This window comes from Streptomyces sp. NPDC052396 (assembly GCF_044593195.1).
Lineage (GTDB): Bacteria > Actinomycetota > Actinomycetes > Streptomycetales > Streptomycetaceae > Streptomyces.
On record NZ_JBIUAW010000001.1, the window covers coordinates 106994 to 120660 of the forward strand.

Below are 13667 nucleotides of genomic sequence, written 5' to 3' on the forward strand. Positions count from 1 at the left end.
GGCCGTCAGGAAGCCGGTGCCGCCGGATCCCCGCACGGTTGGCTGGGGTGATCAACCACCCCGAACCGGCAAAGGCACCCGATGCTGCACCTGGCCCCCGAGCAGGACGTCACCCCGCCGATCCCCGCGCCGCCGGAGCCCTCGCGCCGCAGACGGCACCGGCGGGTGGCCGGCGGGGCGGTCGACCCCCGGCAGCTGGTCACCGCCTTCCCGGAGGCGGTGCGCAAGCTGCACCCCCGGGTGATGGTGCGCCACCCGGTGCTGTTTGTGGTGGAGGTCGGCTCCGCGCTGACCACGCTGTCCGCGCTGTTCAGCCCCTCGGTGTTCAGCTGGCTGATCAGCGGCTGGCTCTGGCTCACGGTGATCTTCGCCAATCTGGCCGAGGCGGTGGCCGAGGGCCGTGGCAAGGCGCAGGCGGAGACCCTGCGCCGGGCCCGGGCCGGCACGGTGGCCCGTCGGCTGCGGTCCTGGCGGGTCGGCAGCGGGCCCCGGGACTGGGCGGAAGAGCGCGTTCCGGCCGCCGGGCTCCAGCCCCATGATGTGGTGGTGGTGGAGGCCGGCGAGGTGGTGCCGGGTGACGGCGAGGTGGTGGACGGGGTCGCCGCCGTGGACGAGTCGGCGATCACCGGCGAGTCCGCGCCGGTCATCCGGGAGTCCGGCGGCGACCGCAGCTCGGTCACCGGCGGCACCACCGTGCTCTCCGACCGGATCGTGGTCCGGATCACCTCGCGGGTCGGCAACACCTTCCTGGACCGCATGATCGGGCTGGTGGAGGGCACCTCCCGGCAGAAGACCCCCAATGAGCTGGCGCTGAACATCCTGCTGGCCGCGCTGACCGTGGTCTTCATCCTGGCCGTGGTCAGCCTCCAGCCGATGGCCGACTACGCGGGCGCCCCCCAGACCATCACCGTGCTGGTGGCCTTGCTGGTCACCCTGATCCCCACCACCATCGGGGCGCTGCTGTCCGCCATCGGCATCGCGGGCATGGACCGGCTGGTGCAGCGCAATGTGATCGCCCTGTCCGGACGGGCCGTTGAGGCGGCCGGTGATGTCAGCACCCTGCTGCTGGACAAGACCGGCACCATCACCCTGGGCAACCGGCAGGCCGCCGAGTTCGTCCCGGTCAAGGGCGTGGCCGCCGAACTGCTGGCGGACGCCGCCCAGTTGGCCTCGCTGGCGGACGAGACTCCGGAGGGCCGCTCCATCCTGACGCTGGCCCGGGAGCGGTACGGGCTGCGCGAACGTCCCCAACAGGAGCTGGCACACGGCCGGTTCGTTCCCTTCAGCGCCCAGACCCGGATGAGCGGCGTGGACTTCGCCTGGGAGGGCGAGGTGTGCCGGATCCGCAAGGGCGCCGCCTCGGCGGTGCTCAACTGGGTCGCCGTGCGCGGCGGCAGCGTGCCCGCCGAGGCCGGCTGGATCGCCGACTCCATCGCGGCCGGCGGCGGCACCCCGCTGCTGGTCGCGATGGAGGACGTGGACGGCGCCCGGGTGCTGGGCGCCGTCCACCTCAAGGACATGGTCAAGCCCGGCATCGCCGAGCGCTTCGCCGACCTGCGCGCCATGGGCATCAAGACCGTGATGATCACTGGTGACAACCCGCTCACCGCCAAGGCCATCGCCGCCGAGGCCGGGGTGGACGACTTCCTGGCCGAGGCCACCCCCGAGGACAAGCTGGCCCGCATCCGTGCGGAGCAGCAGGGCGGCAATCTGGTCGCCATGACCGGCGACGGCACCAATGACGCCCCCGCGCTGGCCCAGGCCGATGTCGGGGTGGCCATGAACAGCGGCACTCCGGCCGCCAAGGAGGCCGGGAACATGGTGGACCTGGACTCCAACCCCACCAAGCTGATCGAGATCGTCGAGGTCGGCAAACAGCTGCTGATCACCCGGGGCGCCCTGACCACCTTCTCCATCTGCAATGACGTGGCCAAGTACTTCGCCATCGTGCCCGCCATGTTCGGCGGGGTGGCCGGCTATGAGGGCCTGGAGAAGCTCAACATCATGGGCCTGCACAGCCCCACCTCGGCCATCGCCTCGGCGATCATCTTCAACGCCCTGGTGATCGTCGCCCTGATCCCGCTGGCCCTGCGCGGGGTGCGCTACGCCCCGTCCTCCGCCCATGATCTGCTCCGCCGCAACCTGGGGCGCTATGGCCTGGGCGGGCTGATCGCCCCGTTCCTGGGCATCAAGCTGATCGATCTGCTGATCCAGTACCTCCCAGGAATCTGACATTTCCCCGGTAATCCGGCAGCTGCCAGGAATCCGGCCGGTCACCGCGGTGTTGCCCCCTGTTGCGGCGGGATGAAATCCGCCGGTTGTGGTGTTGGGGCCTTCCGGCAGCTGAGCACATACGGGAGGTGGCCGGTGGCGGCGGAAGGAACCGGGCAGGGCTGGGCCAGGAGACTGGCGGGGTACTGCTGGCGGTATCGCGGAGCGGTCCTGCTGGCCCTGGGCTCCTCACTGCTGGGCATGGCCGTCACCGCCCTGGTGCCGCTGATACCCAAGCTGATCATCGACGATGTCATCGGCTCCCACCGGCGCCCGCTGGCCCCCTGGGCCATCCTGCTGGTGGTCGCCGCGCTGGTGGTCTACGGCCTCACCTATGTCCGCCGCTACTACGGCGGACGCCTGGCCCTGGATGTCCAGCACGATCTGCGCACCGAGATGTACGCCTCGATCGCCCGGCTGGACGGCGTCCGCCAGGACGAGCTCTCCACCGGCCAGGTGGTCGGCCGGGGCACCAGCGATCTGCAACTGGTGCAGAGCCTGCTGTTCATGCTGCCGATGATGATCGGCAACATTCTGCTGTTCGTCATCTCCCTGGTGGTGATGGCGGTGCTCTCCCCGCTGCTGACCGTGGTCGCCCTGGCGGTGGCCCCGGCCCTGTGGTTCCTGGCCATCCGCAGCCGGGCCCGGCTCTTCCCCGCCACCTGGTACGCCCAGGGCCAGGCGGCCGCCGTGGCCGGGGTGGTGGACGGTGCCGTCACCGGAGTCCGGGTGGTCAAGGGCTTCGGCCAGGAGGCCCAGGAGACCGGCAAGCTCCGCGCGGTGGGCCGCGAACTGTTCGCCGCCCGCCTGCGCACCGTGCGCCTCAACGCCCGCTACACCCCCGCGCTGCAGGCCGTGCCCGCCCTGGGACAGGTGGCCATGCTGGCGCTCGGCGGCTGGATGGCCACCCGGGGGCAGATCACCCTGGGCACCTTTGTCGCCTTCTCCACCTACCTGGCCCAGCTGATCGGCCCGGTGCGGATGCTCACCATGGTCCTCACCGTGGGCCAGCAGGCCCGGGCCGGGGTCGAGCGGGTGCTGGAACTCATCGACACCGAGCCGGTGGTGGCGGAGCACCCGCAGGCCCGGGAGCTGCCCGCCGACGCGGACGCCTCGGTGGAGTTCGACCGGGTCTCCTTCGGCTACGACCACCGGCGCCCGGTGCTGGACGAGGTCTCGCTGCGCATCGAGCCCGGCGAGACGGTGGCCGTGGTCGGCGCCTCCGGCAGCGGCAAGTCCACCCTGGCGCTGCTGCTGCCGCGCTTCTATGACGTCACCTCCGGCGCGGTGCGCATCGGCGGCCAGGATGTGCGCGAGCTGACCCACTCCTCGCTGCGCGCCGCCATCGGGCTGGTGCCCGAGGACAGCTTCCTGTTCTCCGACACCATCCGCGCCAATATCGCCTACGGTCTGCCGGAGGCGACCGACGAGCAGATACGCACCGCCGCCCGCGCCGCCCAGGCCGACGGCTTTGTCTCCGCGCTGCCTGAGGGCTATGACACCGAGGTCGGCGAGCAGGGGCTCACCCTCTCCGGCGGCCAGCGCCAGCGGATAGCGCTGGCCCGGGCCATCCTCACCGACCCCCGGCTGCTGCTGCTGGACGACGCCACCTCGGCGGTGGACGCCCAGGTGGAACATGAGATCCACACCGCGCTGCGCTCGGTGATGCGCGGCCGCACCACCCTGCTGATCGCCCACCGGGCCTCCACCCTGCAACTGGCCGACCGGATCGCGGTGCTGGACGGCGGCCGTCTGGTGGACGTGGGCACCGCCGAGGAGTTGCAGGAGCGCTGTGAGCTGTACCGGCGGCTGCTGACCGACCCCGATGAACTGGCCGAGACGCCCAGGGACCCGGCCGGGCTGGCCGGCGGCGCCTTCGACGGCGAGGCGCCGCCCCGCCGCCATGGCCGGAAGGTCATCGACGGCGTCACCCCGTCGCTGTGGGTACGCCCCGACAACGCCGAACAGTCCGCGGCCCCCGGCATGACAGCCGACCCCGGACTGCTGGCCAAGGTGGCCGCGCTGCCGCCGGCCGAGGACACCCCGGAGGTGGACGAGGAGCGCGCGCTGCGCGGCGAATCCCGCTATGGCCTGCGGCAGTTGCTGCGCGGTTTCGGGGCGCCGCTGGCGCTGGGCCTGCTGCTGCTGGCGGCGGACGCGGTCGCCGGACTGCTGCTGCCGGTGCTGATCCGGCATGGCATCGACCAGGGTGTGCAGCGGATGGCGCTGGGCGCGGTATGGGCCGCCTCCGGTCTGGCCCTGCTGGTGGTGCTGGGGCAGTGGGCCGCCCAGGTGGGGGAGACCCGGGTGACCGGGCGGACCGGTGAACGGGTGCTCTATGCCCTGCGGTTGAAGATCTTCGCGCAGTTGCAGCGGCTGGGTCTCGACTACTACGAGCGCGAGCTCACCGGCAAGATCATGACCCGGATGACCACCGATGTGGACGCCCTGTCCTCCTTCCTGCAGACCGGTCTGGTCACCGCGGTGGTCTCGGTGCTCACATTCTTCGGCATCCTGGTCGCGCTGCTGGTGCTGGACGTCCAGCTGGCCCTGGTGGTGTTCGCCACCCTGCCGCTGCTGGTGATCGGCACGGTGTTCTTCCGCCGGCAGAGCGTACGGGCCTATGAACTCGCCCGGGAACGGGTCGGGGTGGTCAACGCCGACCTCCAGGAGAGCGTGGCCGGGCTGCGCATCGTCCAGGTGTTCCGCCGGGAGGCGGCGGGCGCCGACCGGTTCGCCGGGCGCAGCGATGAGTACCGGCGGGCGCGGGTGCGCGGGCAGTGGCTGATCTCGGTCTACTTCCCGTTTGTCCAGCTGCTGTCCTCGGTGGCCTCGGCCGCCGTGCTGATCGTGGGTGCCGGCCGGGTGAGCGACGGGACCCTCACCGCCGGTGCGCTGGTGGCCTATCTGCTCTATATCGACCTGTTCTTCGCGCCGGTGCAGCAGCTCTCCCAGGTCTTCGACGGCTACCAGCAGGCCACCGTCTCCCTGGGCCGCATCCAGGCGCTGCTCCGTGAGCCCACCACCACCCCCGCCGCCGAACGGCCGGCCGAGGTCAAGGAGTTGACCGGTGAGGTGGTCTTCGACGAGGTGTGCTTCAACTACCGGGGCGCGGCGGAGGAGGCGCTGGCCGGGATCCGGCTGACCATCCCGGCCGGGCAGACGGTGGCCTTTGTGGGCGAGACCGGCGCGGGCAAGTCCACCCTGGTGAAGATGGTCGCCCGGTTCTACGACCCGACCTCGGGCGCGGTCCGGGTGGACGGGCGCGACCTGCGCGAGCTCGATATGACCGGCTACCGGCAACGGCTGGGCGTGGTCCCGCAGGAGCCGTACCTCTTCCCCGGCACGGTCCGGGACGCCATCGCCTATGGCCGTCCGGAGGCCAGTGACGCGGAGGTGGAGGCGGCGGCCCGGGCGGTGGGCGCCCACCAGATGATCGCCGGGCTGGACGGCGGCTTTATGCACCCGGTGGCCGAGCGGGGCCGTAACCTCTCCGCCGGGCAGCGGCAGTTGATCGCCCTGGCCCGGGCGGAACTGGTGGATCCGGACATTCTGCTGCTGGACGAGGCCACCGCCGCCCTGGATCTGGCCACCGAGGCACTGGTCAACGAGGCCACCGACCGGCTGGCCGGGCGGCGCACCACCCTGGTGGTGGCGCACCGGCTGACCACCGCCGCCCGTGCCGACCGGGTGGTGGTGCTGGACCATGGCCGGGTGGTCGAGGACGGCACCCATGGTGAACTGCTGGCCCTGAACGGCCGGTACGCACAGCTCTGGCGCACGTTCACCGGGGAGTTCGAGACGAGCACCGTGTGACAAGAGGGGTCTGGCGCGTCCGATGTTTCCCCCGATAGGTTCGCCGCGACCTTTGCGAACCCAGGGGAGGGCGTATGCGCAAGGCTCTCAGATGGTTGCTGGCGCTGGCAGTGCTGATAGGAGCACTCGGCGCCGGCACCGTGACCGCCGGGGCGGCCACCGCCACCGAGCCGGACATCAAGGACCGCATCCTGAAGATTCCCGGGATGCGGTTTGTCGAGGAGAAGTCCTATCCGGGCTACCGCTACCTCGTGTTGACCTACCGGCAGCCGATAGACCACCGTCACCCGGACCGGGGGACCTTCGAGCAGCGTTTCACCCTGCTGCACAAGGCCACTGACCGGCCCACCGTCTTCTACACCTCCGGCTACAACGTTTCCACCACCCCCAGCCGCAGCGAGCCGACCCGGATCGTGGACGGCAACCAGGTCTCGATGGAGTACCGCTTCTTCACTCCGTCCCGGCCGCAGCCCGCCGACTGGTCCAAGCTGGACATCTGGCAGGCGGCCAATGACCAGCACCGCCTCTACCAGGCGCTCAAGCCCGTATACAACAAGAACTGGCTGGCCACCGGCGGCAGCAAGGGCGGCATGACCGCCACCTACTACCGCCGTTTCTTCCCGCACGACATGAATGGCACCGTCGCCTATGTCGCTCCCAATGACGTGGTGACCAAGGAGGGTTCGGCCTACGACAAGTTCTTCGCCACCGTGGGCGACGCGGCCTGCCGCAAGCAGCTCAACTCGGTGCAGCGTGAGGCGCTGGTGCGCCGCAAGGAGATCGTCGACCGCTACACCAAGTGGGCCCGGGACAACGGCAAGACCTTCAAGGTCGTCGGCAGCGCCGACAAGGCGTACGAGAATGTGGTGCTCGACCTGGTGTGGTCGTTCTGGCAGTACCACCTGCAGAGCGACTGTGCCTCGGTGCCGGCCACCAAGGCGTCCACCGATGTGCTGTACAAGTTCATCGACGACATCTCGGGCTTTGACGGCTACACCGACCAGGGCATGGAGCGGTTCACCCCGTACTACTACCAGGCGGGCACCGAGCTGGGTTACCCCCACGTCAAGTACCCCCAGCTCAAGGGGGAGTTGCGCTACCCGGGCATCAACCAGCCGCGGGTCTACGTCCCGCGCGACATACCGATGAAGTGGCACCCGGGAGAGATGGCGGACGTCGACCGCTGGGTGCGCCAGGACAGCAGGCAGATGCTGTTCGTCTACGGGCAGAACGATCCGTGGGGTGCCAAGCCGTTCAGCGTGGGCAAGGGCGCCGAGGCCCGGCATGACTACCGGTTCTTCGCGCCGGGCGGCAACCATGGCTCCAACATCGCGCAGCTGGTGGCCGATGAGCGGGCCACCGCCACCGCCGAGGTGCTGCGCTGGGCGGGCGTGGCGCCCGCGGCCGTACAGCGGGACGAGCGGCGTGCCCAGCCGCTGGCGCCGTACGACGCCAAGCTGGACAAGGCGCAGCCGGAGCGGATGACCTCCCTGCGGCCGTAGCCGACCGGTTTCGCGCCGGTTTCGCGTCAACTCAGGCGGCGGGCACACCCGATGGGTGTCCCGCCGCCGATGTGTACATAGAGGTCGGTGCCATCCGGGCAGGCGTCCCGGGTGTGCGCCGCCGTCGCGATCCGGTACTCCGGCGGGTGGGCGTGCGAGCCGTCGCAGGCGGTCTCCTTCACCACCCCGGGGCGCTCGGTGTAGACGCAGTCGCCGAGCACGGTCAGCGGACCGCCGCCCATGCCCGGGTCGCCCGGGTGCGGTGGGTGCAGACCGCGCATACAGGCATAGCCCTCGGGGGCGCTGAGATCCTCCGAGTCCCCGGCGTTCACGGCTGAGAGGCGGAGGACGAAGTCGGTGTCCGCCGGGCAGCGGGGGCCGCTGTCCGGCGGCCCGTTGTAGCGGGCCAGCACCCGGGCGACGGCCCGGGGATCCGCGCAGTCCAGCTGGGTGTGGCCCGGAGCGGGCCCGGCACAGGCGTCCCGCGCCAGGTAGACCGGGGCGGGCGGGGGTGTCTCCCGCTCACCGCCGGCCGCCGCCGCTCCGGGGTCCTCGCGGCCCGGGGTGTGGCAGTCGGTGAGGGCGACCGGTGCGTAGAGCACGGCGAGGACGAACAGCGCTGTCGGTAGCGCGGGATGGCGCATACAGCTCCCAACGAGCAGGGTTCCCACCAGGGTTACCGCATGGGGGTGTGGCTCGCCAGGTGTGCTGGTGACTTCCGGGGGCGCATGGGTGTGTGGCCCGGCGCGCCAAGTGGGGCCGCCGCCGGTGTGGTTGGCAGGGGGCGCACCGGGCGGCGGCGTGCCGTCGGCCGCGGGCGGGGGCGGGGGCGCCGGCCGCGCACCGCGGACTCCCCGACGGCACGGCGCTTTGACGCGGGGCCGGGCTCGGGGGTTCCCGCGCGGTTGCGCCCACCGGGCTGCGCCTGGTGACGATACGGGCGTCTGCCGATGTCCCTTGTCGTTCGGCCGCGGGCCATGGGTGGCTGGTCGCGCAGTTCCCCGCGCCCCTTACCGGGCGCCCCAGCGCGTGCGCAGGAGGTGGACGGTTTCGGCGACGGCGGGGCGGCGGGCGGCGCCGGTGCGCCAGTAGGCGGACACCCGGCGCACCGGCGCCGGTTCCAGGGGCAGGGCCCGTACTTCCGGGGGCAGCGGACCCCGGCCCAGGCGGGGGACCAGGGCGATGCCCAGGCCGGCCGCCACCAGGGCCAGCTGGGTGTGGAACTCGGCCACCTGGTAGGCGACTTCGGGCTCATGGCCGGTGGCCCGCAGGGTGCGGATCAGCCAGGCGTGGCAGACCGTGCCGGGCGGCTGGCAGATCCACCGGTGGTGCGCCAGGTCGGCGGGGACCAGGGTGTCCCGGCCGGCCAGCGGATGGCCGGCCGGCACCAGGACATCGCAGTGGTCGGTGCCGATCTCCGCCCGTTCCATGCCCTCCGGCGCGGGGCGGGGCACCGAGTCCCAGTCGTGCGCCACCGCCAGGTCCAGGGCGCCCCGGGCCACCAGGTCCACCGACAGATGCGGGTCCACCTCCGTCATCCGCACATCCAGCGCGGGGTGTTCCCGGGCGAGCGCGGCCAGCACCCCGGGCAGCAGATCGCGGGCGGCGGTGGCGAAGGCCCCGATGGCCAGCCGGCCGGCGGGCTTGCCGCGCCGCTCCTCCAGCTCGCTCTCCGCCCGCTCGGCCAGCGCCAGCAGTTCGGCGGCGGCCCGGGCCAGCGCCTCGGCGGCATCGGTGAGCACCACCCCGCGTCCGCGCCGCTCCAGCAGGGTGGTGCGGGTCTCGCGCTCCAGCTTGGCGATGGCCTGGGAGATCGCGGACGGGGTGTAGCCCAGGGCGAGGGCGGCGGCGCTGACCGAGCCATGCAACGAGACGGCGTGCAGGGCGCGCAGCCGCGTCAGGTCCAGCATGTCCCGGCCCCCTCCTGGTCGAGCATTGTTGAGCGTTGCTGAATCCCATCATGCAGAACCACGCGCTGGTGCTACATGGTTGGTGCGGGTGATGCTCCTCGCATGCATGTGATCTCTGTGCACGCCATGCTGGGCATGGCGCTGGTGGCGCTGGGCCTGGTGCTCACTCCCGGACCGAACATGATGTACCTGGTGTCCCGGTCGGTGACCCAGGGACGGCGGGCCGGGCTGGTCTCGCTGCTGGGGGTGGCCGCGGGCTTCTTTGTCTATCTGCTGGCCGCGGTGGCCGGCATCGCCACCCTGTTCTCCCTGGTGCCGGTGGTCTACCAGGCGGTCAAGCTGGCCGGAGCGGGCTATCTGGCCTGGCTGGCCTGGCAGGCGCTGCGGCCGGGCGGGGACTCGCCCTTCGCGCCCAGGCCGCTGCCGCCCGACCCGCCGCGCCGGCTGTTCACCATGGGGCTGGTCACCAATCTGCTCAACCCCAAGATCGCGGTGCTCTATGTGTCGGTGCTGCCGCAGTTCGTGGACCCGGACCGGGGCGCGGTGCCGGTGCAGTCCCTGCTGCTGGGACTGGTCCAGATCACGGTGGCGGTGAGCGTCAACGCGCTGATAGCGCTGACCGCGGGATCACTGTCGGCCTTCCTGCGGGCCCGGCCCGGGTGGCTGCGGGCGCAGCGCGGGGTGATGGGTGTGGTGCTGGCCGGGTGCGCGGTGGCCGTGGCGACGGACTGAGGGCGGCCCGGACGGGCTACCCCGCGACCAGGCGGTCCAGGAACTCCCGCCCGGCGTCCGCGACTTGGGTGAACGGCGCGGCCCCCGCATGCCACCGCTTCTCGTACTCCCAGCACAGCCACCCGTCCCAGCCGGCCCGGTACAGCGCCGCCACCGCGGCACCCAGCGGCAGCGCGCCCTTGCCCGGCGGCAGCGGAGTCAGGTCGTCCGCCGAGGCGACATCCTTGACCTGGACATAGCCCAGGTAGGGCGTCAGCGCCGGAACGCTGGTCTCCGGTGCCTCGCCGGCCAGCCAGGTGTGCAGCACATCCCAGAGCGCGCCCACCTGACGGTGCCCCACCAGGCCCAGCACCCGTTCCACATCCTCGGCCCGGCGGTGTGAGTCATGGGTCTCCAGCAGCATCCGCACCCCGGCGTCCGCGGCCGCCGGGGCCACCGCGCCCAGCCGCCGCGCCGCCTGCGCGTCGGCCTGCCCGGCCGGCTGGTCGCCGCCGCCGGGGAAGACCCGGACAAAGGGGGCGCCCAGGTCCGCGGCGAGATGGATCAGCTCCGTCAGCTGGTCCACCACCGGCTCGTCCGGTCCGGGCGCCGCCACCTGGGCGTAGCCGGCCACGGACAGTGGGAGCACGCCCGCGTCGGCGAACCGCCGCACCGTCTCCGCCCGCATCTCGGGCGGGAAGCCGAGATTCACCGGTTCCTCGGGGTGCGCGCGCAGTTCCACCCCCGCATAGCCATGGGTGGTGGCGAGCCGCAGCACATCGGGGATCGGCAGACCGGGGACACCGAGGGTGGAGAAAGCCAGTTTCATGGTCAACGGCTTCCCGGGCGGCGGGCGGGACGGCCACCACCGCGGGTAACGGATTGATAACGCTTCGGATCGGCTGCAACCCTGCGCCGCTCCCACGGGTCGTATCTGGCATCCGGCTTCCCGGGGGGAGACATCCGGGGGGATAAGGGGAAGCCGGCGGGGGGAGACGAGGGGCTCGGTCAGGGACCGGGCCCCTCGAATTCCAGGGGCCGCCAAGTGCTGTCCGACCCCCGCTGTACCGTCGGACCATGGTTCAACTGGCGGTCCTCGAAGGGGTTCTCGAGCGGATCACCTATGCCAATGAGGAGAACGGCTACACCGTCGCCCGGGTGGACACCGGCCGCGGCGGGGGCGAACTCCTCACGGTGGTCGGCTCGCTGCTCGGCGCGCAGCCCGGCGAGTCGCTGCGCCTGGAGGGCCGCTGGGGCTCCCACCCGCAGTACGGCCGCCAGTTCACGGTGGAGAACTACACCACCGTGCTGCCCGCCACCGTCCAGGGCATCCGCCGCTATCTGGGCTCCGGCCTGATCAAGGGGATCGGCCCGCGCATCGCCGACCGCATAACCGAGCACTTCGGCATCGACACCCTGGAGGTCATCGAGAAGGAGCCCGGCCGGCTGATCGAGGTCCCCGGCCTGGGCCCCAAGCGGACGAAGATGATCGGCGCCGCCTGGGAGGAGCAGAAGGCCATCAAGGAGGTGATGGTCTTCCTCCAGGGCGTGGGCGTCTCCACCTCCATCGCGGTACGCATCTACAAGAAGTACGGCGACGCCTCCATCTCGGTGGTGCGCAACCAGCCCTACCGGCTGGCCGCCGATGTCTGGGGCATCGGCTTCCTGACCGCCGACCGCATCGCCCAGGCCGTGGGCATCCCGCATGACAGCCCGGACCGGGTCAAGGCCGGTCTGCAGTACGCCCTTTCGCAGTCCACCGACCAGGGCCACTGCTTTCTGCCCGAGGAGCGGCTGATCGCGGACGGGGTGAAACTCCTCCAGGTGGACACCGGGCTGGTCATCGAGTGCCTGGCCGAACTGGCCGCCGATCCCGAGGGGGTGGTGCGGGAGACCGTCCCCGGGCCGGAGGACGGGCAGCCGGTCACCGCCGTCTATCTGGTCCCCTTCCATCGGGCCGAACTCTCCCTGGCCGGGCAGCTGTCGAGACTGCTGCGCTGCTCCGAGGACCGGCTGGCCGCCTTCCGGGACATCGACTGGGACAAGGCGCTGGCCTGGCTGGCGGCGCGCACCGGCGCCGAGTTGGCGCCCGAGCAGCAGCAGGCCGTCCGGCTGGCCCTGACCAGCCGGGTGGCGGTGCTCACCGGAGGCCCGGGCTGCGGCAAGTCCTTCACGGTGCGCTCGGTGGTGGAGCTGGCGCGGGCCAAGAAGGCCAAGGTGGTGCTGGCCGCGCCCACCGGCCGGGCCGCCAAGCGCCTGGCCGAGCTCACCGGGGCCGAATCCTCCACCGTGCACCGGCTGTTGGAGCTCAAGCCGGGCGGGGACGCGGCCTATGACAAGGACCGCCCGCTGGACGCCGACCTGGTGGTGGTGGACGAGGCTTCCATGCTGGACCTGCTGCTGGCCAACAAGCTGGCCAAGGCGGTGCCGCCGGGCGCCCATCTGCTGCTGGTGGGGGATGTGGACCAGCTTCCCTCGGTGGGCGCCGGCGAGGTGCTGCGCGATCTGCTCGCCCCGGGCAGCCCGGTGCCGGCGGTCCGGCTCACCCGGATCTTCCGGCAGGCCCAGCAGTCCGGGGTGGTGTCCAACGCCCACCGCATCAACTCCGGGCAGAGCCCGATCACTTCGGGCCTGGCCGACTTCTTCCTGTTTGTGGAGGAGGACACCGAGGAGGCGGGCCGGCTCACGGTGGATGTCGCCGCCCGGCGCGTCCCCGCCAGATTCGGCCTGGACCCGCGCCGGGATGTCCAGGTGCTGGCCCCCATGCACCGCGGCCCGGCCGGCGCCGGCCACCTCAACGGCCTGCTCCAGCAGGCCATCACCCCCGCCCGCCCGGACCTGGCGGAGCGCCGCTTCGGCGGCCGGGTGTTCCGGGTCGGCGACAAGGTCACCCAGATCCGCAACAACTATGAGAAGGGCGCCAATGGCGTCTTCAACGGCACGGTGGGGGTGGTCACCGCGCTGGACACGGTGGAGCAGCGGCTGACCGTCCGCACCGACGAGGATGAGGAGATCGCCTATGACTTCGACGAGCTGGACGAGCTGGCGCACGCCTATGCGGTGACCATCCACCGCTCTCAGGGCAGCGAGTATCCCGCCGTGGTGATCCCGGTCACCACCAGCGCCTGGACCATGCTCCAGCGCAATCTGCTCTATACCGCGGTGACCAGGGCAAAACGGTTGGTGGTGCTGGTGGGCTCCCGGCGGGCCCTGGGGCAGGCGGTGCGTACGGTCGGAGCGGGCCGGCGCTGCACCGCCCTCGATCACCGGCTCGGGGCCGGAGGTGTTGTTCGTCTCTGAACGGTTTACCAATCTGGACGAAGGGGGCAGTATGGCCAGGTTGGCGGCACTGAGTGCCGTCCATAGGCCCTATGGCCGACCCCGAGTGCACGTTCCTGGGCCAAATGGGGGAAGGTAGGGGTAGTCAGGGCACCTCAAAGAAGAGGCACAACGTCGG

The 13667-nt window shown here is 71.6% G+C and carries 8 protein-coding genes; 5 read left to right on the top strand and 3 right to left on the bottom strand.

What is annotated here, in order from left to right; all coding sequences use genetic code 11:
* Positions 1-81 precede the first annotated feature (81 nt).
* From kdpB to ACIHFE_RS00595, 3 genes are all read left to right on the top strand, one after another.
* Positions 82-2232 carry a potassium-transporting ATPase subunit KdpB gene (gene kdpB / locus ACIHFE_RS00585; protein WP_400103070.1) on the top strand — a complete coding sequence of 717 codons (2151 nt, stop codon included), beginning with the start codon at positions 82-84 and terminating at the stop codon, positions 2230-2232.
* Between the two features lie 72 nt (positions 2233-2304).
* Complete coding sequence (locus ACIHFE_RS00590) at positions 2305-6087, top strand: ABC transporter ATP-binding protein (RefSeq protein WP_400103072.1); 3783 nt, start codon at positions 2305-2307, stop codon at positions 6085-6087.
* Positions 6088-6161: 74 nt separating this feature from the next.
* Positions 6162-7589 (top strand): S28 family serine protease, encoded by a 1428-nt coding sequence (locus ACIHFE_RS00595; RefSeq protein WP_400103074.1) that lies wholly within the window; start codon positions 6162-6164, stop codon positions 7587-7589.
* A 26-nt stretch (positions 7590-7615) separates the two neighbouring features.
* Here the strand turns inward: ACIHFE_RS00595 and ACIHFE_RS00600 are convergent, their stop codons facing one another.
* Complete coding sequence (locus ACIHFE_RS00600; RefSeq protein WP_400103076.1) at positions 7616-8233, bottom strand: hypothetical protein; 618 nt, start codon at positions 8231-8233, stop codon at positions 7616-7618.
* Between the two features lie 366 nt (positions 8234-8599).
* Positions 8600-9499, bottom strand: coding sequence for a LysR family transcriptional regulator (locus ACIHFE_RS00605; RefSeq protein WP_400103078.1), 900 nt, complete (start codon positions 9497-9499; stop codon positions 8600-8602).
* Between the two features lie 108 nt (positions 9500-9607).
* Between ACIHFE_RS00605 and ACIHFE_RS00610 the strand changes: the two genes are divergently transcribed.
* A complete protein-coding gene (locus tag ACIHFE_RS00610) occupies positions 9608-10231 on the top strand; it encodes a LysE family translocator (RefSeq protein WP_400104376.1) in 624 nt (207 codons plus the stop codon).
* A 16-nt stretch (positions 10232-10247) separates the two neighbouring features.
* Here the strand turns inward: ACIHFE_RS00610 and ACIHFE_RS00615 are convergent, their stop codons facing one another.
* On the bottom strand, positions 10248-11039 hold the full coding sequence (locus ACIHFE_RS00615) for a sugar phosphate isomerase/epimerase family protein (RefSeq protein WP_400103080.1): 792 nt from the start codon (positions 11037-11039) through the stop codon (positions 10248-10250).
* Between the two features lie 248 nt (positions 11040-11287).
* On the opposite strand from ACIHFE_RS00615, the gene ACIHFE_RS00620 reads away from it, so the two are divergent.
* On the top strand, positions 11288-13510 hold the full coding sequence (locus ACIHFE_RS00620) for an ATP-dependent RecD-like DNA helicase (RefSeq protein ID WP_400103082.1): 2223 nt from the start codon (positions 11288-11290) through the stop codon (positions 13508-13510).
* The last annotated feature ends 157 nt before the right edge of the window (positions 13511-13667 follow it).

What these genes read in the sequence shown, in the direction of transcription:
- ACIHFE_RS00605 (WP_400103078.1), bottom strand. Translation starts at nt 9,499, where the DNA reads ATGCTGGACCTGACGCGGCTGCGCGCCCTGCACGCCGTCTCGTTGCAT.
- kdpB (WP_400103070.1), top strand. Translation starts at nt 82, where the DNA reads ATGCTGCACCTGGCCCCCGAGCAGGACGTCACCCCGCCGATCCCCGCG.
- ACIHFE_RS00615 (WP_400103080.1), bottom strand. Translation starts at nt 11,039, where the DNA reads ATGAAACTGGCTTTCTCCACCCTCGGTGTCCCCGGTCTGCCGATCCCC.
- ACIHFE_RS00620 (WP_400103082.1), top strand. Translation starts at nt 11,288, where the DNA reads ATGGTTCAACTGGCGGTCCTCGAAGGGGTTCTCGAGCGGATCACCTAT.
- ACIHFE_RS00600 (WP_400103076.1), bottom strand. Translation starts at nt 8,233, where the DNA reads ATGCGCCATCCCGCGCTACCGACAGCGCTGTTCGTCCTCGCCGTGCTC.
- ACIHFE_RS00595 (WP_400103074.1), top strand. Translation starts at nt 6,162, where the DNA reads ATGCGCAAGGCTCTCAGATGGTTGCTGGCGCTGGCAGTGCTGATAGGA.
- ACIHFE_RS00590 (WP_400103072.1), top strand. Translation starts at nt 2,305, where the DNA reads ATGAAATCCGCCGGTTGTGGTGTTGGGGCCTTCCGGCAGCTGAGCACA.